We start from the raw sequence: 23,715 nt of genomic DNA, 5'->3' as shown, positions 1-23,715 counted from the left end.
ATCATCCGCGCGGACCCAGCCTAGACTACTTCGTGGCACGATCGAGCGCGAGATTCAGAGTCAGCACGTTGACCCGGGGCTCGCCGATCAGGCCGAGCAGGCGGCCCTGGGTGTTGGAAGCCACCAGTTGCTTGACCTGATCCTCCGGCACGTTTCGCGCCTTCGCGACGCGCGGCACCTGGAATTGCGCCGCTTCCGGCGAGATATCCGGATCGAGGCCACTGGCTGAGGTCGTCACGAGGTCGACCGGCACGGCGGCATTCGGATTCTCGCCCCTGAGCTTGTCCACGTCTTCCTGCAGCCGGTCGGCCAGCGCCTTGCTGGTCGGGCCGAGATTTGAGCCACCCGAATTCGCGGCGTTGTAGGGCGCCGGTACCGTCTTGGTCGAATCGTTCGGATTCGGCGCCACCGTCGCCGAGGGACGGCCGTGGAAATATTTGTCGTCCTTGAACTCCTGCCCGATCAGGGCGGAGCCGACCACCTTGCCGTCGCGCTCGATCAGGCTGCCCTGCGCCTGCGCGGGGAAGATCGCGCCGGCAATAGCGGTCATCGCGAGCGGATAGGCTAAGCCAGTGATGGCGGTGAGCACCAGCAGCAGGACGATGGCGGGGCGGATTTCTCTGAGCATGTGTTTCTCCTATTTCTTTCGTCATTGCGAGGGGCGAAGCGACGAAGCAATCCAGTCTCTCAGCCGCGGCAAGAATTCTGGATTGCTTCGCTTCGCTCGCAATGACGGGGTTAGGCCAAATGCAAAGCGGTCACCACGAGGTCGATCGCCTTGATGCCGATGAAGGGAATGACGATTCCGCCGAGGCCGTAGATCAGCAGGTTGCGCCGGAGCAGTGCGCCGGCCCCGACCGCGCGATAGGCGACGCCCTTCAGCGCCAGCGGGATCAGCGCGATGATAACAAGCGCGTTGAAGATGATCGCCGACAGGATGGCGCTCTGCGGGCTCGACAGATTCATGATGTTGAGCACATTGAGCTGGGGGTAGAACGCCAGGAACATCGCCGGGATTATCGCGAAATATTTCGCGACGTCGTTGGCGATCGAGAATGTAGTCAGCGCGCCGCGCGTCATCAGGAGCTGCTTGCCGATCTCGACCACCTCGATCAGCTTGGTCGGATTGGAGTCGAGGTCGACCATGTTGCCGGCCTCGCGAGCCGCCTGGGTGCCCGTGTTCATGGCGACACCGACATCTGCCTGCGCGAGCGCCGGCGCATCGTTGGTGCCGTCGCCGCACATCGCCACCAACTTACCCTTGGCCTGCTCGTCGCGGATCAGCTTGAGCTTGTCCTCGGGAGTTGCCTGCGCCAGGAAGTCGTCGACGCCGGCTTCCGCTGCAATCGCGGCCGCCGTCATGGGATTGTCGCCGGTAATCATGACGGTGCGGATGCCCATGCGTCGCAGCTCGGCAAAGCGCTCGCGGATACCGCCCTTGACGATGTCCTTGAGCTGGATGATGCCGAGCAGCTTGCCGTCCCGGGCGACCGCCAGCGGCGTGCCGCCGGCCTTCGATATGTCGTCGGCGATGGTCTGAATCTCGCGGCCGATGTCCGAGAGCCCGGCGGGCTGGATGGAACGAGCCGTGTTGCCGGAGGCGACCACCAGCGGTCTACCGCCACCGACATAGTTGAGGATCGCATCGACCGCGCCCTTACGCACCGACGAGCCGCCGGCGTCGACGCCGCTCATGCGGGTCAGCGCCGTGAACGGGATGAAGGTGGCTCCCAACTCGGCCATGTCGCGGCCACGGATACTGTATTTTTCCTTGGCCAGCACCACGATCGAACGGCCCTCCGGGGTCTCGTCGGCGAGCGAGGCGAGCTGGGCCGCGTCCGCCAGCTCCTGCTCGGTGACCCCGCGCACCGGGCGAAAGGAGGTCGCCTGGCGGTTGCCGAGCGTGATCGTTCCGGTCTTGTCGAGCAGTAGCGTGTCGACGTCTCCGGCGGCCTCGACCGCACGGCCGGACATCGCCAGCACGTTGAAGCGGACCAGACGGTCCATGCCGGCGATGCCGATCGCCGACAGCAGTGCGCCGATCGTGGTCGGGATCAGCGTCACGAACAGCGCGACCAGCACAACCACCGAGATCGAGCCGCCGGCATAGGCCGCGTAGCTCGGGATGGTGACGGTGGCGAACACGAAGATGATGGTGAGGCCCGCCAGCAGGATGTTGAGCGCGATCTCGTTCGGAGTCTTCGCCCGCTCGGCGCCCTCGACCAGCTTGATCATACGGTCGACGAAGGTCGAGCCCTGCGCTGCCGTGATCCGCACGCGAAACCAGTCGGACAGCACCTGGGTGCCGCCGGTCACCGCCGAACGGTCGCCACCGGATTCGCGGATCACGGGTGCGGACTCGCCGGTGATGGCGGCCTCGTTGACGGACGCGACGCCCTCGATCACCTCGCCATCGGAGGGAATGGTATCGCCGGCCTCGACCAGCACGATGTCGCCGACCTTGAGGCTGGTGCCGGGCACCAACTTGAAGGTGCGGTCAGAGCCGGTCAGTAGCTTGGCCTGGCTCTCGGTGCGGGTCTTGCGCAGCGATTCCGCCTGCGCCTTGCCGCGGCCTTCGGCCACCGCTTCGGCGAAGTTGGCAAACAGCACCGTGAACCAGAGCCAGACGATGATCTGGAAGGTGAAGCCGAGATTCTCACCGGCGGTGAGGAGATCGCGCAGGAAGATCACAGTGGTGAGCGCGGCCACGATCTCGACCACAAACATCACCGGATTCTTGATCATCAAGCGCGGATCGAGCTTGATGAAGGACGCGCGGATCGCAGGCACGACGATCTTGGGATCGAGCATCGCCGAGACGGACGCGCGTTTTTGCAGTTTCGTGGTATCCATGGAGGTCCCTCCAAACAATCAGAAGGCGGTCGATCAGAACACTAGTCGTTCAGAACACCTGGCCGGCGTTCATCGCGAGATGCTCGACGATGGGGCCGAGGGCGAGGGCCGGGAAGAAGGTGAGGCCGCCGATGATCAGGATCACGCCGACGACGAGGCCGACGAACAGCCCGCCCGTGGTCGGGAGGGTGCCCGCGGACGGCGGGATCGATTTCTTGGCGGCCAGCGAACCCGCGATCGCCATCGCCGGGATGATCATGAAGAAGCGGCCGACGAACATCGCGCTTGCGAGCGTGAGATTGTAGAAGAAGGTGTTGCCGGTAAGGCCCGCGAATGCCGAGCCGTTGTTGCCGGTCGCCGAGGTGAAGGCATAGAGCACCTCGGTGAAGCCATGCGGCCCGGCATTCGCCATCGAGGCGACCGCCGCCGGATAGACCACGCCGACCGCGGTCCATCCCAGATACATCAGCGGCAGCACCAGGATCGCGAGCATCGCCATCTTCACTTCGCGCGCCTCGATCTTCTTGCCGACATACTCCGGCGTGCGGCCGACCATCAGGCCTGCCACGAAGATCGCGAGCACGACGAACAGCAGCATGCCATAAAGGCCGGCGCCGACGCCGCCGACGATGATTTCGCCGAGCTGCATATTGATCAGGGGAATCATGCCGCCGAGCGCCGTGAAGCTGTCATGCATGGCGTTGACCGCGCCACAGGAGGCGGCCGTCGTGATCACGGCGAACAGGGAGGACGCGATGATGCCGAAGCGAACCTCCTTGCCTTCCATGTTGCCGCCGGTCAGGCCGAGCGCGTGCAGGGTCGAAGTACCGTTGGCCTCCGCCCAATAGGTGATGACGACACCTGCGACGAACAGCACGCCCATCACGGACAGGATCGACCAGCCCTGGCGCTCGTTGCCGACCATGCGACCGAACACGTTGGTCAGCGCCGCACCTAGCACGAAGATCGACAGCATCTGCACGAAGTTCGACAGCGCGGTTGGATTTTCGAACGGATGCGCCGCATTGGCGTTGAAGAAGCCGCCGCCATTGGTGCCGAGCATCTTGATCGCGACCTGGGAGGCGACCGGGCCGACCGCGATGGTTTGCTTGGCACCCTCGAGCGTGGTGGCCTCGACATAGTCACCGAGCGTCTGCGGGATGCCCTGCCAGACCAGGAACAGCGTATAGACAATACCGATTGGCAACAGCACATAGAGGCTGCAGCGGGTGACGTCGACCCAAAAATTTCCGACGGTGCGCGCCGACGCGCGCGAGAAGCCGCGGATCAGGGCGACCGCCAGCGCGATGCCGGTTGCCGCCGACAAGAAGTTCTGGTGCGTCAAGCCGAGCATCTGCACGAGATAGGACAGCGTGCTCTCTCCACCGTAATTCTGCCAGTTGGTGTTGGTGATGAAGGAGATCGCGGTGTTGAAGGAGAGATCCGCGGCGACAGCGCTTTGGCCGGCCGGATTGAACGGCAGGACGGCCTGCAACCGCATCACGCCGTAGATGATGAGGAAGCCGCCGACATGGAACAACAGCATGGCGACCGTATAGGTCAGCCAATGCTGCTCGCGCTTCTCGTCGACGCCGGAGAACCGGTAGATGCCGGCCTCGATCGGACGCAGCACCGGAGACAGGAAGGTCCGCTCGCCGTTGAACACGCGCGTCATGTACCAGCCGAGCGGTTTTGTGAGCGCGACGGTAATGACGCAAAAGAGAATGATCTGGAGCCAACCGATCATAGTCATGATATCAACCCTTCAGGCTTCGTGAGCACGGTCAGAACCGCTCGGGCCGCAGCAGCGCGTAAGTGAGGTAGAACAGGAGGCCGAGCGAAACGGCGCCGGCGAGCGAATAATCGAAGATCATGGCCGCTCCTTCAAAGCCGTTCGCAGGCGTAGGTGTAGCCAATCGCAAGGGCGAAGAAGCCGAAGCCCAGCGCCAGCATCAGAATGTCCATGATGGAGATACTCCTCGTTGCGCCATTGATTTGGACGCAACCGTTTCTCGGGAGACCCGGTCGGCGCGTGAAAGGAAATGCCAGTGCATTTCCACCGCGCCCACCGGGACCTTTGACCGTGCTGAAGTGCCACCCCAGGCATAGGTTTTCGAGACGAGGGCCGTGGCGAAGTTATAGGAATCTCATAAAAGGCCGAGGCTGGCCTGGTCGGACAACGCTCGCGAGGCACATCACATCGTCGTCCCGGCGAAGGCGGAGAATGGCGCGCGACCGCCCCCATCCCGCACTTATGAAATCCCTATATCTCCCGCCCGCCCCCATCTCGTTTTCAAATGCCGTTTTGGCCATCTTGGAGAGGCCCGCCGACTGACCGACGCCACCTCCAGGAGGCCTGACATGACCACCGCCGCTCTCCGACACTACGATCCACCGTCACTTGGCAACCGCTTGCGCAATGCGCAGGTGATGACGCAACCGTTGATGCTCGAGATCATCGACAAGGCGTGTCGGCACTTCCCTTCGCTCGGACAGATCGAGCCCACCGCGCGCGTCACGCGCCTGATCGAAGCAGAGGCCTGGGCCGATGCCGCGCACTGATGGAGCTGGAGCTGCCGCTCTGGCAAGTCCGCCGCATCGCCTATGACGAGGGTGAATGGCATTGCGCTCTCTCGCGCGAGCGCGAATTGCCGGACTGGCTCGACGCCGCGGTCGAGGCGCGCTACTCCTCTCGCGCTCGCACTGCTGTCGGCTTTCATCGAGGGTCGGGCATTGGCCCTGGAAGTTTCGCGTCCGAGTGTTCCCGCTGTTCGCCCCGCGCCTGACCCGCTCTACGAGCCGGTAGGCTGCGAAAATTTCGGCTAGTGGGCGCGGTCCTGACGCTCGTCATCACACTCGTGGCGCGCGGGCTCGGAGCATAAACCGTCACGCCCATCGACCGCGAATTGACCATGGCTGCCTACGGGGCGAGCAACCGGCTCCGCAGCGCGGTCGCGACGCCCGGCTGAGGGCACGTCTCCCGCACCAAAAACACTCGGCCGATCTGGCGCAGTTTCACGGAACCGTGTAGATCGGTTTCATGAGCATCAGCAACGTCAACGTGGTCGCCCATCCCCTGGTCCAGCACAAGCTCTCCCTGATGCGGGAGAAGGACCGCTCGACCAAGAGCTTTCGCGAAATCCTGAACGAGATCGGGATGCTGCTCGGCTACGAGGTGACGCGCGACCTGCCGCTGGAGCTGGTCGAGATCGAGACGCCGATTGCGCCGATGCGGGCGCCCAAGATCGCCGGCAAGAAGCTCACGCTGGCGCCGATCCTGCGCGCCGGCGTCGGCTTCCTCGACGGCATGCTGGCGTTGATGCCCTCGGCGCGCATCGCTCATATCGGGCTCTACCGCGATCCTGATACGTTGCAGGCCGTGGAGTATTACTTCAAGGCGCCGCAGGACCTGTCGGATCGCACCGTGATCCTGATGGACCCCATGCTGGCGACCGGCAATTCGGCCTGTGCCGGCGCATCGCTGCTGAAGGCGCGCGGCGCCCGCGACATCCGCTTCGTCTGCCTTCTGGCCGCGCCTGAGGGCATCGCGCAGTTCCAGAGCGAGCATCCGGACGTGCCGGTCTGGACCGCCGCGATCGACGAGCGGCTCAACGACCACGGCTACATCGTGCCGGGGCTGGGCGACGCCGGCGACCGGATGTTCGGCACCAAGTAGACAGGTGCGCGCGATCGGGTTAGTTCGATTGCCATGGGCGCCAACGAATTTTCGCAGCAATCGCTGATCCGGGCCGAGGCCGCCGCCGATCCCGCCTTCGTGTTCGACGGCACGCCGGTCTCGCGCGCGGAGTTCTCGGAAAAGATCGAGCAGACCGCCGCTTGGCTTGCCGCGCAGGGTATCGGCAAGGGCGACGTCGTTGCGGTCTGGCTGGTCAACCGAATCGAATGGATCGCACTGCTGTTCGCCGCCGCCCGGCGTGGGGCAATCGTCGCCGCCGTCAATACACGCTACCGCAGCGCGGAGGTCGCGCATCTCCTGAAGCTGTCCGGCGCCCGTGTGATGGTGATCGAAGCCGCGTTCCGCTCGATCGACTTTGCCGCTATTCTCGCCGACGTCGCCAAGGACGAGGTGCCCGCGCTGCGAGAACTCGCGGTGGTCGGCGCGGATGAGATTCCCGCCCAATGGCCATGCGTACGTTTCGACGCCTTCGACAAGCCTTATCCGCCGGCTACGCCGGAGGAGGAGGACGTCGATCTGCCTCTGCTGCTCTACACGACGTCGGGCACCACCAAGGGACCGAAGCTTGTCGCGCATTCACAGCGAACATTGGCCACGCACGCCGCCGCCGTTGCCAAGGCGCTCAAGCTCTCGCCGCAGCGCCATGCGCTGCTGGCGATGCTGCCGTTCTGCGGCACTTTTGGCATGACGAGCTTGCTCGGCTTCGTCGCAGCGGGCGCGGCCGTCCATGCGCTCGACGCCTTCGAGGCCGCGCCGGCGCTAAAGATTCTCCGCAAGTGCGGGATCACGCACGCCTTTGGTTCCGACGAGATGTTCCGCCGCATCCTCGCCCTCACCGACGCGCCGCATCCATTTCCGCATCTCGAGGCATGCGGCTTTGCCGCGTTCCAGCCCGGCTGGCGCGAGCTTGCGGCGGAGGCCGAAGCGCGCGGCATGCCGTTGCACGGCCTCTACGGTTCGAGCGAGGTGCAGGCGCTGTTCTCGATCGCACGCTCGAGTGATGGCTTCGCCGATCGCATCGAGGGCGGCGGCTGGCCGATGTCGCCGGAGGCCAAGGTCCGGGTGCGCGACACCGAGACCGGCGAACTCGCCCCTCGCGGCGTCTCCGGCGAGATCGAGATCCGTGCGCCATCACTCTTTCTCGGCTACTACAACAATCCCGACGCGACGCGCGACGCCTTCACCGCGGACGGCTTCTTCCGCACCGGCGATATCGGCCAGCTGCGCGGCGACCGCTCCTTCGTCTACGAAACCCGCGCGGGCGACGCCATGCGGCTCGGCGGCTTCCTGGTTGCGCCCGGCGAGATCGAGGACGAACTCAAATCGTGCGCTGGCGTGGCCGACGCCCAGGTCGTCGCGGTCGATCTGAAGGGAAACGCCCGCTGCGTTGCCTTCGTGATCCCCGCCCAGCAACCCCACGAGCCGCCGCGGCAGGACGCGTTGATCGCCCGCCTGCGCGAGCGGCTCGCCGGCTACAAGGTCCCGGCGCGGATCTATGTCGTGGAGGCCTTCCCCGTCACCGACAGCGCCAACGGCGTCAAGATCCAGCGCGCCCGACTTCGGGCCATGGCGATGGAGCGGATCGCGGCCGAATAGCTCTGCCGTAGCGCGTCGCGGTGATCGGGCGCGAATATCGCGGCGCCCGGCAATGGTACGTGTTCGAGCTTAGTATGACTTGGCCAGTCCAAGCACCTTTTCCGCGATGAAGCTCAGCGCAAGCTGCGGGCTGACCGGCGCGATGCGCGGGATCAGAACTTCACGCAAGTAACGCTCGACGTGAAACTCCTTGGCATAGCCAAAACCGCCATGGGTCATCACCGCCTGCTCGCAGGCGTGATATCCGGCCTCACCCGCAATGTATTTCGCGGCATTGGCGGCGCCACCGCAAGGCATGCCCTTGTCGTATTGCCAGGCCGCCGACATCACCATCAACCAGGCCGCCTCGAGCTCGACCCAGTTTACAGCCAGCGGATGCTGAATGCCCTGGTTCTTGCCGATCGGCCGGTTGAACACCACGCGGGTCTTGGCGTATTCGGTCGCGCGCGACAGCGCGAGCTTGCCGAGGCCGACGGCTTCCGCGGCGATGAGAATGCGCTCGGGGTTCATGCCTTCGAGAATGTACTGGAAGCCTTTGCCCTCTTCGCCGATGCGATCCTCCATCGGGATTTCAAAGTCCTCGAAGAACAGCTCGTTGGAATCGACGACTTTGCGGCCCATCTTCTCGATCTCGTGGACCTTGATCCTGTTGCGGTCGAAGTCCGTATAGAACAGGCTCAGCCCATGCGTCGGCGAGCGCACGTCCTCCAGCGGCGTGGTGCGCGCCAGCAGCAGGATCTTGTGCGCGACCTGCGCGGTGGAGATCCACACCTTCTGGCCGTTGACGATATAGCGGTCGTTCTTGGCCACCGCTCGGGTCTTGAGCTGTGTGGTGTTGAGGCCGGTGTTGGGCTCGGTCACGGCAAAGCACGCCTTCTCGCGGCCCTCGACCATCGGCGGCAGCATGCGCTTGCGCTGTTCCTCGGTGCCGAACACGACCACGGGATTGAGACCGAACACGTTGATGTGCACCGCGGAGGCGCCGGACATGCCGGCGCCGGATTCCGCGATGGCGCGCATCATGATCGCGGCTTCGGTGATGCCGAGGCCGGAGCCGCCATATTCCTCCGGCACGCAGATGCCGAGCCAGCCGGCGTCCGCCATGGCCTTGTGAAAGTCGTGCGGGAAGCCGCCGTCGTGGTCCTTCTTCAGCCAATAGGCGTCGGGAAAGTCTTCGCAAACCTTTGCGACGGCGTCGCGAATGGCTTCCTGCTGAGCGGTGAGCGCGAAATCCATATTCTTGATCTCCTTCTTGGGAGAAGCGAACGCGCAATCTCCCCCTCGTCGCGTTCCCCACGCGAAGGCCGTGGCGGATTGGTGCGCCCGAACGTGCCTTCGCTTGCGTTCTTTAACTTGAAAAGCAGGGTACAGATACGTGAATTTCCCTATCAACTGTGTGTAGCATGCATAGGGTCATGCGGCGCGAGGATGCGAGCGCGCCGTTATTTCGCAGGGAGGAAACCGCGATGGCCGGACTTTATTTCGAGGAGTTTTCGGTGGGCCAGGAGTTCAGGCATCCCCTGACGCGGACCGTCACGGAGATGGATAACACCCTGTTCAGCCTGCTGACGCTCAATCCGCAGCCGCTGCACATCGACTCACATTTTTCGGCCCAGACCGAGTTCGGCCAGCGCATTTTCAACAGCCTTTACACCCTCGGCATCATGATCGGCATGACGGTCTATGATACGACCATGGGGACCACCGTTGCCAATCTCGGCATGACGGACGTCACTTTTCCGAAACCGGTCTTCCATGGCGATACGCTGCGGGCGACGACAAAGGTGCTTTCGTTGCGGGAATCCAAATCGCGCCCCAAGGCGGGCATCGTCGAGTTCGAGCACCACGCTCTCAACCAGAACGACGAGATCGTCGGCAAATGCCGCCGCATGGCGATGATGCACAAGAGGCCGGTCTGATGCGTTCGATGCTGTTCGTGCCGGGCGACTCCCCGCGCAAATTCGAGAAGGCCAGCGAAGGCAACGCCGACGCGCTGATCATCGATCTCGAAGATTCCGTCGTCACCGACAAGAAGCCGGAGGCGCGCGGGTTGACGCTGACGATGCTGAAGGGCCGCAACAAGCCCCACCAGCTCTATGTCCGCGTCAACGCGCTCGACACCGGCATGACGCTCGCCGACCTTGCCGCGGTGATTCCGGGCCAGCCCGACGGCATCGTGCTGCCGAAATCGCAGGGCGGCGACGACGTGCGACAGGTCGCGACCTGGCTGGAAGCTTTGGAAGCTGCGGCTGGTATCGCCATTGGCTCAACACGCATCGTCTGCGTCGCGACCGAAACCGCAGCTTCGATCTTCGGGCTCGGCAGCTACAAGGGCTGCTCTCCTCGCCTCGCGGGCCTGATGTGGGGCGCGGAAGATCTCTCGGCCTCGCTCGGCGCGACTGAGAAAGCGGCGGGCGGCGTGTTCCACAGCCCTTATCGTCTGGCCCGCGATCTCTGCCTGATGGCGGCCGCCGCGGCCGAGGTCGCGCCGATCGACACCGTCTTTACCGACATCGACAATCTCACCGGACTCGAACAGGAAACGCGCGCGGCGCGGCGTGACGGTTTTTCGGCGAAAGCGCTGATCCATCCCAAGCACGTCGACGTGGTCAACGCGGCGTTCGAGCCGACCGAGGCCGAGCGCAATTGGGCCGAGAAGGTGATCGCGGCGTTCGCGAGCAATCCGAACTCCGGCACGCTGCGCCTCGACGGCCAGATGATCGACAAGCCGCATCTTCGCGCCGCAAAGAAGATCCTCGGCCAGAGTTAGATCAGGACGCCGCGCTGCGACAGATGGGATCGAAGCCACTCTCAGCGTCGTCGTGGCCGGGCTTGTCCCGGCGATCCACGGGCTTCCACGCAACCGGCACCCAAAACGTGGATGCCCGGGACAAGCCCGGGCATGACGAAGCGAAAACGTCCGGCCCCTCACTTTCCGCAGGCGGGGAGAGGGGAGCGTTAGACGATCTTGATCGACATATCCGGCAAGCCGTCGAGCTTGCACAACAGCACGTCGCCCTTCACGACCGGGCCGACATTCTCCGGCGTGCCGGAATAGATGATGTCGCCGGCCTTGAGCTCGAACGCTTCCGACAGTTTTGCGATCTGCTCGGCCACGCTCCAGATCATCTTGCTGAGATCCGAGTTCTGCTTCACCGTCCCGTTGATCGCCAGCGAGATGGCGCCCTTGTCGAAATGCCCGGTCTTGCTGGCCGGGTGGATCGGACCGATCACCGCGGCGTGGTCAAAGCTCTTGCCGATCTCCCACGGCTTCTTCTCCGCGGCCATGCCGTTCTGGAGATCGCGCCGGGTCATGTCGAGGCCGAGCGCATAACCATAGACATGGTCGAGCGCCTTCTCGGCCGGGATGTTGCTGCCGCCGGATTTCAACGCGGCGACCAGTTCGACCTCGTGGTGATAGTTCTTGGTCAGCGACGGATAGGGATGATCGGCGACCTCGCCCACAGCGACGTTCTGGATCGCGTCGGTCGGCTTCTGGAAGAAGAACGGCGGCTCGCGGTTCGGGTCCGAGCCGCGCTCGATCGCGTGCGCCGCATAGTTGCGCCCGATGCAGTAGATGCGGCGGACCTGGAACACCTGGGTTTCGCCGACGATCGGGATGGTGACCATCGGCACCGGAAAGATCGGCTTCGGCCCTGCCTGCGCCGCGGCCGGCGCAACTTCCGCGATTGAGGCAGCACTTGCCGCCGCGGCAATTGCGAGCAGTTCCCGTCGCGTTGCTGATGTCTCTTTCATGGTTGTGCTCCCTTTTTATGTTCGTTGGGCGCATCATGCGCGCCGAGCCGCCTGATAATCAATATTCAGTATGCCAGCAATGCTGGACCGGCAGGTCGTCTAATTGAGAACAGGCCGGCTGCAGCCGAGCCTTCCGAAACCCGCTCCCTTTCGCCCTAGCATGGAACTTGCATAAATTCTGGGCGACATGGACGCCGCATGAACCTCATCAGCCTCGATATCCGCATGCTCCGGTCGCTGATCTCCGTGGTCGAGACCGGCAGCATCACCGAGACCGCGCGGCGGCTGGGCCGCACTCAGCCGGCGATCACTCTGCAATTGCAGCGGCTGGAGGAGCTCACCGGCAAGCAATTGTTCGAGCATGTCGGGCGCCGGCTCACGCTGAGCGAGGACGGCACCACGGTTCTCACCTACGCCAAATCCATCCTGAGGTTGCATGACGAATTGATTTCGCAGCTGGCGTCACAGGAGATCGAGGGTCAGGTCGTGCTCGGCACGCCCGACCTCTATGCCGCCTTCATGCTGCCGCAGATCCTCAGCGTGTTCCGAAAATCATTCCCGCGCGTCCAGGTCGAGCTCAATTGCGCGCTCTCGACGCCGCTGGTGGGCCTCGTCAAGCGCGGCGATGTCGACATCGCGCTCGTCACCCGCATGAACGATTTTACGGGCGGCCAGGTGGTACGGCGCGAGCAACTGGTCTGGATGACCGGCGAGCAGTCCTCCGCGCACCAGGAACGGCCTATCCCGCTGGCGTTGCTGCCGCCCGGCAACATCTATCGCGACTACGCGATTGACACGCTGGAACGTGCGAATCTGCGCTGGCGCATCGCCTGCGTCAGCGAAAGCGTCGGCGGCCTCCAGGCGGCGGCCTTCGCCGGCATGGCCGTGACCGTACTCGGCCGCAGCGCGCTGGTGCCGGCGATGCGCGAGATCGGCCCGAACGAGGGCCTGCCGCCGCTGCCGAAGATCGAGCTGCTGCTTTACAAGTCGAGCGGCGCGACCTCGAAGGCGGCGACCGCCTTGCACGACTATCTCGCGCACTATCTGCGCCTCGACGAGGAGCTCAGCGGCCGCGGCGAGCCGATCGAGCTGGGATAAAGCCATCCGGACGTTCGCGCAGTGGTCGTCCCAAACTGCGTCCCGGGTCCACGATCGCAGACAAAGAGCGACCGGCTTGCTGCGGTGATATCCTCTTTGATTGGCCTAGCGAACGAGGCGGTTGCTTCCTGCATTGGCATTGCGCGGCTCGGTTGCTGGAGCCACTCGGACGAGGACCGTGAGCGGTGTGCCGTTGCGCAGCAGAGCGAGCTTCACCTCGTCGCCGACCCGCGCAAGACCAATGGTATTGCGCAGCTGCGCGGCGGTGCGGATCGGGCGGCCCTCCGCCGTGGTGACAATGTCGCCCTTGTGCAGGCCAGCCTTCTCGGCCGGCGAATCCGCGGCAACTTCGGCGATGAGCGCGCCTTCGGTGCGTCCCTTGTTGACGGACGGGTGGAGGTCCTTCAGCGAAATGCCGATGCGACCGCGCTCGACCCTGCCGGTGGCGATGATCTGCTCCATCACCTTGCGCGCCATGTTGACGGGAATGGCAAAGCCAATACCGACATTGCCGCCAGCGGGCGAGATGATGGCCGAATTTATGCCGACCAGTTCGCCCTGCAGGCTGACCAGCGCGCCGCCGGAATTGCCGGGATTGATAGCGGCGTCGGTCTGAATGAAGTCTTCATAACCCTGCTTGCCGAGGCCGGTTCGGCCTAGGGCGCTGACGAGGCCCGACGTCACCGTCTGGCCGAGGCCGAAGGGATTGCCGATCGCGAGCACGAAGTCCCCGACTTCCAGTGCGTCGCTGTCACCGAGGGGAAGCGCCTTCAGTCCGGTCGGATTCTGGATCTGGAGCACGGCGACGTCCGTCGGCGAGTCGCGGCCGACGACCTTTGCGGAAAACTGCCGGCCGTCCTTGGTCGTGATCTGGAGGGCGGAGGTGCCTTCGACCACGTGGTTGTTGGTCAGCACGTAGCCGCTCCGGGCATCGACGATCACGCCGGAGCCGGTCGCGCTGACTTCCTTCTCGATCTGCCTCGGAACGTCGAAGAATTCGCGGAACAGCGGGTCACGATAGAGCGGATTGTCCTCGCGTACCCGGCCGTGCACCGAGATGTTGACCACCGCCGGCGTCACCTGCCGAACCAGAGGCGCCAAAGTCGGCACCGAGCCGCCCGGCTTCAGATCGGGGATCTGGCCTGCGGCGGGATGTGACGCCGTCAGTATCAGCACCAGCAACGCAAGCGAGAACGAACGCATAGCAATCGTCTTCATGACCAGTCGCATCGTCTGAGATTGAAATCAGAGGGCCGCTTCACGTTTGTCTGGCGGCACGTCGAGCCAGCCTTGCAAGGCTAGAAATGGAATGGCCCAGGCCGCGGAGACCTGGCCGACCAGCACCAGAGCAAGAACGGCCTGCGTGAGCATCACGCGCCTCGCCGTTCTGCGGCGGCCCAAGGCCGCCGCAAGCGCATCGGGACACCGCCGCCGCGCGGCGGGTCGTCGTCGTCATTGTCGCCGTCGAGCCGGCGCAGGGCCGCGAGAATATCGGCGAGCCGAATCGTACGGTTCATGCCGGGAATTTCACGCAAAGCGGGACAGGATTCGACGGCGTACATGTCGGACGCCCATGACGACAGAATGATCCGCTTCTCCGGCGTGGAGAGCTCCTTTGCATTCAGGACATCCGCGGGCGAACCGTAGTGAACCGCGGGATGAAACAGCGGGTTGAGATTTCCGGAATTCGTATTCACGTTTGTCATCGGTTGGGCCTCCCCTGACGCTCCTTTCGAAGGGATGGATGTGCTGATGATCGAATGGCCGTTCTCTCATGCATGTGGGAGCGCGGCGCGCATATCTGAGCGCCGCGTTCCACCATTCCCCTCGATCGAGCGCTTAGGCTGCTTTCTTCTGCTCGATCTGAGTTGCAGGAGAGGCCGCGCCCGCGATCTGGATCCGGCGCGGCTTCATCGCTTCCGGAACCTCACGGACGAGGTCGATGATCAAGAGGCCGTCCTGGAAGGACGCCTGCTTCACCTGGACATAATCGGCCAGGTTGAACACGCGCCGGAACGGCCGTGCGGCGATACCCTGGTACAGATATTCGCCCGTCGCACCTTCGGGCTTCTTGCCCTCGACGGTCAGCGCATTCTGTTCGGCCGTCACCGTGATATCGTTGACGCCAAAGCCCGCCACTGCGAGGCTGATCCGGTAGTGATCTTCGCCGGAGCGTTCGATGTTATAGGGGGGATAGTTGTCTTCGCTCGCCTGGCGCAGCGCGCTGTCGACGAGACCGGCCAGATGATCGAAGCCGACGGTGGAGCGCCACAGGGGCGCGAAGTCAAACGTGGTCCTCATAACCAAGTCCTCCAAAGAGCAAGATGGATACGAAGGAGCGCAGGACAGGGTTTTAGACGGGTCCAAAGACACCGGCCCGGCGCCCGCTCCGGGCCCCTCGCGGGCACCCGGCACACCGCTCTCGCGGCGAAAATGATTTAGAAGAACGCAAGTCGACTTCAAGAGGGCCCCTCGAAAAATTTTTCGGGCGCAGAGGCCGACCGGCAGGACGCGGCCGGCCCGCTCCAGGCCGGGTTCGGCTCACGCCTTCGCGCGGGCACGATCCGGTTCGCGCAACGCCAGCTGTGGCCAGAACGCCGCCCATGGCTGGGCCGCTTCGAACGCAGCGGCGATGCGGAAGATCATGGGCTCGTCGAGCCAGGGAGCGACGATCTGCAAGCCGATCGGCAGCCCATCGCGATCGAAGCCGCAGGGCAGCGTCGCGGCCGGAAGGCCGGCGAGATTGATCGGCCAGGTGAAGGGCGACCAGCCGAGATGCGGATCGACCTTGCCGCCGTCGATCGTGTCGACGCCGAGGCGGCCGGCCTCGAACGCGGTCACCGCGACGGTCGGCGTCACCAGCGCATCGACTCGCTCGAACAGCTTCAGGAAGCTGCTGCGAGCCTGGGCGCGGCGATACCCTGCTTCGATATAGTCCGTGCCGCTGTAGCGCCTGCCGGCACTGATGACGTCAAGATAATCTGCTTCGGAGCTGGCGAGATCGGCCGTGGTCTTGCTCGAGACCGCGCCCGCCTGTTCGGTAAAGGCGATCGGCTTCAGCGTGTGCTCCAGGATCCCGGGATCGAGGCCCGGACCATCCATGGTGACCTGCGCGCCGCAGGCATCGAGAATGGCCAGCCCCTTGCCGAACGCCGCGCGCACATCGGGGCTGACCGCGGCGTAGCCGAGATCGACGCTGGCGCCGATGCGAATGCCGTTCAACGGCGCGGCCTTCGTATCGAACCGACGCGCCGTCACCGGCAGGCTTGCGGGATCGCGCAGATCGTAAGCAGCGATGATCTCCAGCGTCAGCGCGGCATCCGCGACCGTGCGCGTAATCGGCCCGGTATGCGCGAGCGAGCCCCAGGACGGTGGCGAGAAGCCGGGCGAACGGGGCACCAGGCCAAAGGTCGGCTTCAGGCCAAACACACCGCAGAAGGACGAGGGCACGCGGATCGAGCCGACCCCATCGGTTCCGATCGCGATCGGACCGCAGCCGGCGGCAACGCCCGCCGCCGCGCCGCCGCTCGATCCGCCACTGGTGCGACCCGGGTTCCAGGGATTGCGCGTGGTGCCGGTGACCGGGCTGTCCGCCGTCAACTTGTAACCGGACTCGCAGGTCGTGGTCTTGCAGGTGACGATCGCACCCGCTTCCTTCAGCGCTGAGACAACCGCCGCGTCGACATCGGGCACGAACGCCTTGTTCATCGGTGAGCCGCCATAGGCCGGCACGCCCGCGACAAAGACCAGGTCCTTGATCGTGACGGGGACACCGGCGAGCGCTCCCTTGGTCTCGCCGGCGCGCATCTCCCTGGTGAGACGGTCGGCCTCCGCCCTCGCCTGCCCGTACATCGGCGTCACCACCGCGTTGCAGGCCTCGTTCGTCGCCTCCAGTGCGGCAATGGTGTCGTCGACGACATCGCGCGGAGTGAACGCCTTGCGCCGGTAGCCGGCCAGGATCTCGGTTGCGGAAAGCGAGCCAAGGCCAGTCGGCACCGGCGGGAAGGCCGTTCGGCCGGAACCATCAGTCATCATCAACCCTAAAAGAGCTAGCTGAGCGCCGCGTCGACGGCGCGCTTGGCCATGACCGTGACGAGATGTGCACGGTAGTCGGCTTCGGCGTGGATATCGGAGGTGAGACCGTCGGTGTCGATCCTGATCGCCGCGATCGCGGACGGATCGAAATTTCGCGACAGTGCTTCTTCCATCGGGGGAACGCGGAATACGCCGGAGCCCGCGCCGGTCACGGCCACGCGAACACCATCGGCGAATTTCGCGACGAACACGCCGACCAGCGCATAGCGCGACGCCGGCGCCTTGAACTTGGCGTAGCCCGCCCTGAGCGGCACGGGAAAGCGGATCGCCGTGATGATCTCGCCAGGTTCAAGCGCGGTCTCGAACAGACCACGGAAGAACCCGTCGGCCGCGATCTCGCGCGTGCTGGTGACGACGGTCGCGCCCAATCCGAGCACACCTGCCGGATAATCGGCCGACGGATCGTTGTTCGCGACGGAGCCACCGATAGTGCCGCGGATGCGTACGGCGGGATCGCCGATCATCGAGGCCAGCGCGGCGAGACCCGGGATCTTCGTCTGCACCAGCTTCGAGGCTGTCACAATGGCATGTGGCGTCATTGCACCGATGGTGATGGTGCCGCCGTCGTTGGTGATGCCCTTCAGATCTCCGAGCCTCGACAGGTCGACTAGGGCTGGCGGACTGGCGAGCCGCTGCTTCAGCGTCGGGATCAGCGTCATGCCGCCGGCGAGGAGCTTGCTGTCTTCGATCGAGGTCAGCAGTTTGGCAGCGTCGGGAATCCGGTCCGGCTGGTGATAGGCAAACGGCTTCATTGTCATCCTCCCTATTCCGCAGCGACCGGCAGCGACGCGTTCTGCAGCAGGCGCCAGATCCGGTTCGGCGTTGCCGGCATGTCGACATGGGTGACGCCGAGATGCGACAGCGCATCGACCACCGCGTTGATGACGGCGGCCGGCGAACCGATGGTGCCGACCTCGCCGCAGCCCTTCACGCCCATCGGCGTGTGCGTACACAGCGTCGAATGGGTCGCGACGTTCATCATCGGCATGTGGTCGGCGCGCGGCATGCAATAGTCCATCAGCGAGCCCGATAGCAGCTGGCCCGAGCCCTCGTCATAGACCGCGTTCTCGTACAGCGCCTGACCGACGCCCTGCACGATGCCGCCGTGCAACTGGCCCTCCACGATCATCGGGTTGATGACAGTGCCGACGTCGTCCACCGCGGTGTAATTGACCAGCGTCACCGTGCCGGTCTCCGGGTCGATCTCGACCTCGGCAATGTGGCAGCCGCCGGGATAGGTGAAGTTGACGGGATCATAATAAGCCTGCTCTTCGAGCCCCGGCTCCAGCACTTCGAGCGGATAGTCGTGCGGCACGTAGGCGGCGCCCGCGATCTCCTCGAACGTCCTCATGCGGTCGGTGCCCGCGACCGAGAATTTTCCGGCCTCGAACTGGATATCCACTTCGGCCGCTTCAAGCAGATGCGCCGCGATCTTCTTGCCTTTCGCGACCACCTTGTCCGTCGCCTTCGACAGCGCCGCGCCGCCGACCACCAGCGATCGCGAGCCATAGGTACCCATGCCAAACTGCACGCGATCGGTATCGCCGAACACGATGTCGACATTGTCAAAAGCGACGCCGAGTTTTTCCGAGACGATCTGCGCGAACGTCGTCTCGTGGCCCTGGCCGTGATTATGCGTGCCGATCATCACCGTGACCTGGCCGGTCGGATGCACCCGCACCGTGGCACTCTCATAAAGCCCGCCACGCGCGCCCAATCGTCCCGCGAAGCGCGACGGCGCGAGGCCGCAGGCCTCGACATAGGTCGAGTAGCCGAGCCCGCGGAATTTGCCCCTGCGCGCCGACTCCGCCTTGCGGATACCGAAATTCTTGACGTCGGCCGCGACAAGAGCGCCGTCGAGACACCCCATCGGATCGCCGGAATCGTACTGCACCAGCACCGGCGTCTGGTACGGATAAGCCTCCTTTGGGATCATGTTGCGTCGGCGGATCTCGACGCGGTCGATGCCCATCTCGCTGGCTGCGACGTCGACGATGCGCTCCAGCACGAAGGTCGCCTCGGGCCGGCCTGCGCCGCGATAGGCGTCGACCGGAACGGTGTTGGTGAACACCACCTTCACGTTGCAGTAGATTGCCGGCGTGGTGTAGACGCCGCCGAGCAACGGTCCGTAGAGATTGGTCGGGATGTTCGGTCCGAAGGTCGAGAGATAGCCGCCCATATTGGCGAGCGTGTTGACACGGAAGGCCAGAAACTTTCCGGTCTCGTCCAGTGCGAGTTCGGCCTCGGTGACGTGATCGCGGCCGTGGCGATCGGAGACGTAGCCTTCCGACCGGCTCGCGACCCATTTGATCGGCCGCATCACGCGCTTGGCGGCCCAGGTAATCACGGCCTCTTCGCCGTAGTGGAACTGCTTGACGCCAAAGCCGCCGCCGACATCGGGCGCGACCACGCGCAGCTTGTGCTGCGGAATGTTCAGCACCAGCGCGCCCATCAGGAAGCGCACGACATGCGGGAACTGGCTGGTGGTCCAAAGCGTGAAGCGATCCGTGCCGGGCTCGTATTCGGCGATCGCCGCGCGCGGCTCCATCGGGTTGCCGATCAGCCGGTTGTTGACGAGGCTGAGCTTTGCGACATGGGCCGCCTTCCGGAAGGCGGTCTCGACCGCTGCCTTGTCGCCGAGCTCCCAATCGCAACAGATGTTGTTCGGAACGTCGTCGAACAGTTGCGGCGCGCCGGGCCGCACGGCTTCGAGCACGCCGACCACCGAGGGCAGCACCTCGTAATCGACTGTCAGCAGCTCGGCTGCCGCGCCGGCCTGCGCCGGCGTCTCCGCGACGACGAAGGCCACCATGTCGCCGACGAAGCGCACCTTGCCCTGCGCCAGCATCGGGAACGGCGGCTCCTTCATCGGCACGCCCTTGGCATCCGAGATACCCCAGCCGCAGGGCAGCGAGCCCAGCTTGTCGGCGGCGGCATCCTCGCCGGTCAGCACCGCGATGACGCCGGGCGATGCCAGGGCCGCACTCTTGTCGATGCCGCGCAGGATCGCGTGTCCGTGCGGCGAGCGCACGAACACACCCGCGGTCATGCCCGGACGCTTGATGTCGGAGACGTAACTGCCGCGTCCGGTGAGGAAGCGCTGGTCCTCTTTCCGTTTAGGTGAAGCGCCGATCCCGATCACATGGCCCATGGTCACTCTCCCTTGGCCGCGTTCATGGCGGCGGCGCCTGCCATGACCGAGATGACGATGTTCTGATAGCCGGTGCAGCGGCAGATATTGCCTTCGAGGCCGTGACGGACGTCGGCCTCCGTCAGGTTCGGCTTCTCGGCCGCGAGCGCCACCGCCGTCATCAGCATGCCGGGTGTGCAAAAGCCGCATTGCAGACCGTGATGCTCGCGAAATGCCTCTTGCATCGGATGCAGCCGGTTCGAACCCGGCGCACCTTGCAGGCCCTCGATGGTGAGCAGCGTCGCACCGTCGAGCGCGGGCGCAAGCAGCGTACAGCTCTTCACCGGCAGGCCGTCGAGGTGCACGACACAGGCGCCGCACTGGCTGGTGTCACAGCCGATATGGGTGCCGGTGAGGTTGAGCCGCTCGCGCAGCAGCTCGGCGACCAGCGTCGCCGGTTCGACATCCACAGTTGTCGGCCGTCCGTTGAGTGTGAAGGATATCTGCACGATCATACTCCTGTGCGCGACGGGTCTTTAGGCGAGTGGAAGCGCGCTGCCGGTGGCCCATGTGGCCATCACGACATCGCCGACGGTGAAGGGATCCGCGAAGAAAGTCTTTTCCGGCACGTAGGCCACGAACGCGTCGTCCGGCACGGTGTCGAGCATGACCTTGACGAAATAGCCCTGGTATTCGATCGCGAGCACGCGACTCGGCAGCGAGGTGGAGCAGCCCGGCGGCAGCTCCCTGCCCGGCCGGACCAGCGCGACATCGTCGCGGCGCACGGCGATGTCGATCTTGTCGCCGACGCTGACCGTGGGCCGCGCCTGAAGCGGGACCTCGATGCCGTCAGGCGCGGCCTGCGCGAGCGTAAAGGTCGAACCGTTGACCTTCTCGACCCGCCCCGACAGCACGTTCTGCCCGCCCATGAACTCGGCGACGTAACGATCGTGCGGATGGGCATAGACGTCGCGCCCCGCGCCCGCCTGCTTGATTCTGCCCTGCTCCATCACCACCACGAGATCGGCGAGCGCGATCGCCTCGAGCTGGGTGTGGGTGACGTGGATGAAGGTGATGCCGAGCTCCTGCTGCATCCGCCTGAGCTCCTGGCGCATCTGCACGCGGAGCTGCTCGTCGAGGGCGGACAGCGGCTCGTCGAGCAACAGGACCCTCGGCTCGGTGATCGCGGCACGCGCCAGCGCCACGCGCTGCTGCTGGCCGCCGGAGAGCTGCGCTGGAAGGCGGTCGGCGAATTGCGTCAGATGCACCTTCTCGATCATGGCATCGGCTGCGCGGAGGCGATCGGCCTTCGACATGCCGCGCACGCGGAGCGCAAAGGCGATGTTCTCGCGCACGGTGAGATGCGGGAACAACGCGTAGGACTGAAACATCATCGCGGTGCGCCGCTGCACCGGCGCGAGCCCGACGACGTTCTGGCCGCCGATCACGATCTCGCCGGCGGTCGGGTCCTCGTGGCCGGCGATCATGCGCAGTATCGTGGTCTTGCCGCAGCCGGAGGGGCCGATGAAGCAGCAATAGGCGCCGTCGGCGATCTTGAGGTTGACGCCGTCGACCACATTGCCGACTCCGTCAAAGCTCTTGCAGACGCCAGCCAGTTCGATATCGCCGCGATCGCTCTTCATTTCCCAGCTCAACCCTTTGTGCTGCTGCCGCGCTTCTTCTGGATCAGCACGATGCTGCCCAGGCTCGCGCCGATGACAATGAAGGAGACGATGGTGGTCACGGTGCCGAGCGCATAGAGCGAAGGCGAGGTGACGTTCAGCGTCATGCTCCAGATCTCCAGCGGCAGCGTGTTGAGCGAGCCCGCGGTCTGGAGGCTGCGGGCGAACTCGTCGTAGGAGAGCGTGAAGCCGAACAGCGCGACCGCCACCAGGCCGGGTGCCAGCACCGGGATCATCACCAGCCGGATCGACTGCCAACGGCTGGCGCCGAGGTCGTAGGCCGCCTCCTCCCAGACGTGGTTGAAGCGCGACATCACCGCGAACATCACGAGCACGCCGAACGGCAGCGTCCATGACAGTTGCGCGCCGAGCGCCGAGGTGTACCAGCTCGCATTGAGGCCGAGGGCCTGGAACAACAGACCGGTACCGAGGCCGAGCACGAGTCCCGGTGCGACCAGGCTGCCGATCATCATGTAGAACACGACGGTGTCGCCGCGAAAGCGCTTGCGAAAACCGAGCCCGGCCAGGAACGACACCACCACCGTGATGATAGTGACGATGATCGCGAGCTTGATCGAACGATCGAACGAGCCCTTGACGTCGCCGGTCCGCACTTGGGTGAAGAGATCGACGAACCAGTGCAGCGAAGTGCCCTTCATCGGGAACACGAGGCCGCCACGGATGTCCTGGAACGACAGGACGTAGATACAGAACATCGGGCCGTACAGCGCAATCACATAGAACGCGAACAGTGTCGCCAGAACATAGAACGTCCACGGCCGACCGCCCTTGCTCGGCGCAATCGCCTTTGTCACCGGCGCGATCGCCTTTGACACATCAGCCTTGGGCATGTCGGCGAGAACCGCACTCATCGCGTGATCTCCTGCCTGATGTCGACCGTGCGCAGGATCAGCGAGACGATCGCGACCAGCACCAGCGTCAGCAATACTGCGCTCGCCGCCGCGGTCGGATATTGCAGCACGCCGACATCCTCGTAGAAGGCGCTGACCACAGAGGCCGAGCCGCCGCCGGACATCACCTTGACCACGAAGAAATCGCCCATCACGATCGAGACGACGAAGATGGTGCCGAGGGCGATGCCGCTCTTGGACATCGGCACCACGATCAGCCGCATGATGTCGAAACGACTGGCGCCGGCATCGATCGCGGCCTCGATCAGCTTCTTGTCGATCCGTGCCATGGAATTGAAGATCGGCACGATCATGAAAATGGTGAGCTGATGGACATAGGCGATGACCACCGCAAGGTCGGAGAACAGCAGCACCTCAACCGGCTGGCGGATCACACCGAGTCCCAGCAGCGCCTGGTTGATCAGGCCTTCCTTGCCGAGCAGCGGAATCCAGGAAATCATCCGGATGATGTTCGAGGTCCAGAACGGCACCGTGCAGAGCAGGAACAGGCCAATCGCCAGTAGTTGGTTGCGGACGTGGAAAACCAGGAAGTATGCGACGAAGAAGCCGATGATCAGCGTGAGGATCCAGGTCAGCAACGTGAACTTGATCGTCGCCAGATACAGCTTCAGCGTCAGCGCCGAATGCAGCACCTCGACATAGCTTGCGAGCGTGAAGCCCGGCGTCAGCCCGCCGAAGCCGTCGGTGGCGAAGAAGCTCGCGGCCAGCACGACCAGGATCGGCGCCACGAAGAACGGTACAAGCACCAGCACGAGCGGCGACACGTAGAGCCAGCCGGCGAGATTTGCGCGTGGTGGGGTTTGAGCTGGACTAAGACTTGGCTTCATGTCGGCAAACGCCTCGAAGTCGGTCATTTGGCACAGGCGCATCGCCGCG

Annotated in this window: 23 protein-coding genes; 6 read left to right on the top strand and 17 right to left on the bottom strand. The window is 64.5% G+C overall.

Annotated elements, in window-relative coordinates; genetic code table 11:
• Positions 1-25: 25 nt before the first annotated feature.
• The 4 genes from IVA93_RS08180 to IVA93_RS08165 all read right to left on the bottom strand — a co-directional run bounded on the left by IVA93_RS08180 (position 26) and on the right by IVA93_RS08165 (position 4,727).
• Positions 26-628, bottom strand: coding sequence for a K(+)-transporting ATPase subunit C (locus tag IVA93_RS08180; protein ID WP_018454045.1), 603 nt, complete (start codon positions 626-628; stop codon positions 26-28).
• Positions 629-738: 110 nt separating this feature from the next.
• Positions 739-2,853 (bottom strand): potassium-transporting ATPase subunit KdpB, encoded by a 2,115-nt coding sequence (gene kdpB, locus IVA93_RS08175; protein WP_018454044.1) that lies wholly within the window; start codon positions 2,851-2,853, stop codon positions 739-741.
• A 49-nt stretch (positions 2,854-2,902) separates the two neighbouring features.
• Positions 2,903-4,606, bottom strand: a complete 1,704-nt coding sequence (kdpA, locus tag IVA93_RS08170; RefSeq protein WP_026232658.1) for a potassium-transporting ATPase subunit KdpA — start codon at positions 4,604-4,606, stop codon at positions 2,903-2,905.
• 31 nt (positions 4,607-4,637) lie between these two features.
• Positions 4,638-4,727, bottom strand: coding sequence for a K(+)-transporting ATPase subunit F (locus tag IVA93_RS08165; protein ID WP_018454042.1), 90 nt, complete (start codon positions 4,725-4,727; stop codon positions 4,638-4,640).
• Positions 4,728-5,214: 487 nt separating this feature from the next.
• Here IVA93_RS08165 and IVA93_RS41130 point away from each other — a divergent pair, with 487 nt between their 5' ends.
• From IVA93_RS41130 to IVA93_RS08150, 3 genes are all read left to right on the top strand, one after another.
• Positions 5,215-5,415, top strand: a complete 201-nt coding sequence (locus IVA93_RS41130) for a hypothetical protein (protein WP_371258506.1) — start codon at positions 5,215-5,217, stop codon at positions 5,413-5,415.
• A gap of 478 nt (positions 5,416-5,893) precedes the next feature.
• Positions 5,894-6,529 carry a uracil phosphoribosyltransferase gene (gene upp, locus IVA93_RS08155; protein ID WP_018454040.1) on the top strand — a complete coding sequence of 212 codons (636 nt, stop codon included), beginning with the start codon at positions 5,894-5,896 and terminating at the stop codon, positions 6,527-6,529.
• 33 nt (positions 6,530-6,562) lie between these two features.
• The gene (locus IVA93_RS08150; protein ID WP_018454039.1) at positions 6,563-8,146 is read left to right on the top strand and encodes an AMP-binding protein; all 1,584 of its coding nucleotides are present in this window, start codon (positions 6,563-6,565) and stop codon (positions 8,144-8,146) included.
• A gap of 69 nt (positions 8,147-8,215) precedes the next feature.
• Here IVA93_RS08150 and IVA93_RS08145 read toward each other — a convergent pair whose 3' ends face one another.
• Positions 8,216-9,382 carry an acyl-CoA dehydrogenase family protein gene (locus IVA93_RS08145; RefSeq protein WP_007613843.1) on the bottom strand — a complete coding sequence of 389 codons (1,167 nt, stop codon included), beginning with the start codon at positions 9,380-9,382 and terminating at the stop codon, positions 8,216-8,218.
• Between the two features lie 179 nt (positions 9,383-9,561).
• Here IVA93_RS08145 and IVA93_RS08140 point away from each other — a divergent pair, with 179 nt between their 5' ends.
• On the top strand, positions 9,562-10,065 hold the full coding sequence (locus IVA93_RS08140) for a MaoC family dehydratase (protein ID WP_346016064.1): 504 nt from the start codon (positions 9,562-9,564) through the stop codon (positions 10,063-10,065).
• Positions 10,065-10,916 (top strand): HpcH/HpaI aldolase/citrate lyase family protein, encoded by an 852-nt coding sequence (locus tag IVA93_RS08135; protein WP_026232655.1) that lies wholly within the window; start codon positions 10,065-10,067, stop codon positions 10,914-10,916. Before IVA93_RS08140 ends, IVA93_RS08135 begins: the two co-directional genes overlap by 1 nt.
• 188 nt (positions 10,917-11,104) lie before the next feature.
• Here IVA93_RS08135 and IVA93_RS08130 read toward each other — a convergent pair whose 3' ends face one another.
• Positions 11,105-11,902, bottom strand: a complete 798-nt coding sequence (locus tag IVA93_RS08130; RefSeq protein WP_018454036.1) for a fumarylacetoacetate hydrolase family protein — start codon at positions 11,900-11,902, stop codon at positions 11,105-11,107.
• 198 nt (positions 11,903-12,100) lie between these two features.
• On the opposite strand from IVA93_RS08130, the gene IVA93_RS08125 reads away from it, so the two are divergent.
• Positions 12,101-13,000 carry a LysR substrate-binding domain-containing protein gene (locus tag IVA93_RS08125; RefSeq protein ID WP_018454035.1) on the top strand — a complete coding sequence of 300 codons (900 nt, stop codon included), beginning with the start codon at positions 12,101-12,103 and terminating at the stop codon, positions 12,998-13,000.
• A 105-nt stretch (positions 13,001-13,105) separates the two neighbouring features.
• Here IVA93_RS08125 and IVA93_RS08120 read toward each other — a convergent pair whose 3' ends face one another.
• The 11 genes from IVA93_RS08120 to IVA93_RS08075 all read right to left on the bottom strand — a co-directional run bounded on the left by IVA93_RS08120 (position 13,106) and on the right by IVA93_RS08075 (position 23,693).
• Complete coding sequence (locus IVA93_RS08120; RefSeq protein WP_018454034.1) at positions 13,106-14,218, bottom strand: trypsin-like peptidase domain-containing protein; 1,113 nt, start codon at positions 14,216-14,218, stop codon at positions 13,106-13,108.
• A gap of 27 nt (positions 14,219-14,245) precedes the next feature.
• Complete coding sequence (locus IVA93_RS40750) at positions 14,246-14,371, bottom strand: hypothetical protein (RefSeq protein WP_018454033.1); 126 nt, start codon at positions 14,369-14,371, stop codon at positions 14,246-14,248.
• Positions 14,371-14,706 carry a hypothetical protein gene (locus IVA93_RS08115; RefSeq protein WP_018454032.1) on the bottom strand — a complete coding sequence of 112 codons (336 nt, stop codon included), beginning with the start codon at positions 14,704-14,706 and terminating at the stop codon, positions 14,371-14,373. The genes IVA93_RS40750 and IVA93_RS08115 overlap by 1 nt, the downstream gene beginning before the upstream one ends.
• Positions 14,707-14,839: 133 nt before the next feature.
• Positions 14,840-15,301: an Hsp20 family protein gene (locus IVA93_RS08110; protein WP_018454031.1), complete on the bottom strand. Its 462-nt coding sequence runs from the start codon at positions 15,299-15,301 to the stop codon at positions 14,840-14,842.
• Positions 15,302-15,541: 240 nt separating this feature from the next.
• The gene (locus IVA93_RS08105; protein WP_026232654.1) at positions 15,542-17,032 is read right to left on the bottom strand and encodes an amidase; all 1,491 of its coding nucleotides are present in this window, start codon (positions 17,030-17,032) and stop codon (positions 15,542-15,544) included.
• Between the two features lie 17 nt (positions 17,033-17,049).
• Positions 17,050-17,847: an FAD binding domain-containing protein gene (locus tag IVA93_RS08100; RefSeq protein ID WP_018454029.1), complete on the bottom strand. Its 798-nt coding sequence runs from the start codon at positions 17,845-17,847 to the stop codon at positions 17,050-17,052.
• Positions 17,848-17,858: 11 nt separating this feature from the next.
• Entirely contained in the window at positions 17,859-20,246 is a 2,388-nt protein-coding gene (locus tag IVA93_RS08095) for a xanthine dehydrogenase family protein molybdopterin-binding subunit (protein ID WP_018454028.1), read from the bottom strand.
• A 2-nt stretch (positions 20,247-20,248) separates the two neighbouring features.
• Positions 20,249-20,737: a (2Fe-2S)-binding protein gene (locus IVA93_RS08090; protein WP_473296736.1), complete on the bottom strand. Its 489-nt coding sequence runs from the start codon at positions 20,735-20,737 to the stop codon at positions 20,249-20,251.
• A gap of 24 nt (positions 20,738-20,761) precedes the next feature.
• On the bottom strand, positions 20,762-21,868 hold the full coding sequence (locus tag IVA93_RS08085; protein ID WP_247371827.1) for an ABC transporter ATP-binding protein: 1,107 nt from the start codon (positions 21,866-21,868) through the stop codon (positions 20,762-20,764).
• A gap of 8 nt (positions 21,869-21,876) precedes the next feature.
• The gene (locus IVA93_RS08080; protein WP_018454025.1) at positions 21,877-22,779 is read right to left on the bottom strand and encodes an ABC transporter permease; all 903 of its coding nucleotides are present in this window, start codon (positions 22,777-22,779) and stop codon (positions 21,877-21,879) included.
• The gene (locus tag IVA93_RS08075) at positions 22,776-23,693 is read right to left on the bottom strand and encodes an ABC transporter permease (protein ID WP_018454024.1); all 918 of its coding nucleotides are present in this window, start codon (positions 23,691-23,693) and stop codon (positions 22,776-22,778) included. The genes IVA93_RS08080 and IVA93_RS08075 overlap by 4 nt, the downstream gene beginning before the upstream one ends.
• Positions 23,694-23,715 lie beyond the last annotated feature (22 nt).

Source organism: Bradyrhizobium sp. 155 (assembly GCF_023101105.1).
GTDB classification, from domain to species: domain Bacteria; phylum Pseudomonadota; class Alphaproteobacteria; order Rhizobiales; family Xanthobacteraceae; genus Bradyrhizobium; species Bradyrhizobium canariense_D.
Note: the sequence above shows the minus strand (reverse complement) of the source record. Positions and strands in the feature narration are given on the sequence as shown.

What these genes read in the sequence shown, in the direction of transcription:
- IVA93_RS08180 (WP_018454045.1), bottom strand. Translation starts at nt 628, where the DNA reads ATGCTCAGAGAAATCCGCCCCGCCATCGTCCTGCTGCTGGTGCTCACC.
- kdpB (WP_018454044.1), bottom strand. Translation starts at nt 2,853, where the DNA reads ATGGATACCACGAAACTGCAAAAACGCGCGTCCGTCTCGGCGATGCTC.
- kdpA (WP_026232658.1), bottom strand. Translation starts at nt 4,606, where the DNA reads ATGACTATGATCGGTTGGCTCCAGATCATTCTCTTTTGCGTCATTACC.
- IVA93_RS08165 (WP_018454042.1), bottom strand. Translation starts at nt 4,727, where the DNA reads ATGATCTTCGATTATTCGCTCGCCGGCGCCGTTTCGCTCGGCCTCCTG.
- IVA93_RS41130 (WP_371258506.1), top strand. Translation starts at nt 5,215, where the DNA reads ATGACCACCGCCGCTCTCCGACACTACGATCCACCGTCACTTGGCAAC.
- upp (WP_018454040.1), top strand. Translation starts at nt 5,894, where the DNA reads ATGAGCATCAGCAACGTCAACGTGGTCGCCCATCCCCTGGTCCAGCAC.
- IVA93_RS08150 (WP_018454039.1), top strand. Translation starts at nt 6,563, where the DNA reads ATGGGCGCCAACGAATTTTCGCAGCAATCGCTGATCCGGGCCGAGGCC.
- IVA93_RS08145 (WP_007613843.1), bottom strand. Translation starts at nt 9,382, where the DNA reads ATGGATTTCGCGCTCACCGCTCAGCAGGAAGCCATTCGCGACGCCGTC.
- IVA93_RS08140 (WP_346016064.1), top strand. Translation starts at nt 9,562, where the DNA reads ATGCGGCGCGAGGATGCGAGCGCGCCGTTATTTCGCAGGGAGGAAACC.
- IVA93_RS08135 (WP_026232655.1), top strand. Translation starts at nt 10,065, where the DNA reads ATGCGTTCGATGCTGTTCGTGCCGGGCGACTCCCCGCGCAAATTCGAG.
- IVA93_RS08130 (WP_018454036.1), bottom strand. Translation starts at nt 11,902, where the DNA reads ATGAAAGAGACATCAGCAACGCGACGGGAACTGCTCGCAATTGCCGCG.
- IVA93_RS08125 (WP_018454035.1), top strand. Translation starts at nt 12,101, where the DNA reads ATGAACCTCATCAGCCTCGATATCCGCATGCTCCGGTCGCTGATCTCC.
- IVA93_RS08120 (WP_018454034.1), bottom strand. Translation starts at nt 14,218, where the DNA reads ATGAAGACGATTGCTATGCGTTCGTTCTCGCTTGCGTTGCTGGTGCTG.
- IVA93_RS40750 (WP_018454033.1), bottom strand. Translation starts at nt 14,371, where the DNA reads ATGCTCACGCAGGCCGTTCTTGCTCTGGTGCTGGTCGGCCAGGTCTCC.
- IVA93_RS08115 (WP_018454032.1), bottom strand. Translation starts at nt 14,706, where the DNA reads ATGACAAACGTGAATACGAATTCCGGAAATCTCAACCCGCTGTTTCAT.
- IVA93_RS08110 (WP_018454031.1), bottom strand. Translation starts at nt 15,301, where the DNA reads ATGAGGACCACGTTTGACTTCGCGCCCCTGTGGCGCTCCACCGTCGGC.
- IVA93_RS08105 (WP_026232654.1), bottom strand. Translation starts at nt 17,032, where the DNA reads ATGACTGATGGTTCCGGCCGAACGGCCTTCCCGCCGGTGCCGACTGGC.
- IVA93_RS08100 (WP_018454029.1), bottom strand. Translation starts at nt 17,847, where the DNA reads ATGAAGCCGTTTGCCTATCACCAGCCGGACCGGATTCCCGACGCTGCC.
- IVA93_RS08095 (WP_018454028.1), bottom strand. Translation starts at nt 20,246, where the DNA reads ATGGGCCATGTGATCGGGATCGGCGCTTCACCTAAACGGAAAGAGGAC.
- IVA93_RS08085 (WP_247371827.1), bottom strand. Translation starts at nt 21,868, where the DNA reads ATGAAGAGCGATCGCGGCGATATCGAACTGGCTGGCGTCTGCAAGAGC.
- IVA93_RS08080 (WP_018454025.1), bottom strand. Translation starts at nt 22,779, where the DNA reads ATGAGTGCGGTTCTCGCCGACATGCCCAAGGCTGATGTGTCAAAGGCG.
- IVA93_RS08075 (WP_018454024.1), bottom strand. Translation starts at nt 23,693, where the DNA reads ATGACCGACTTCGAGGCGTTTGCCGACATGAAGCCAAGTCTTAGTCCA.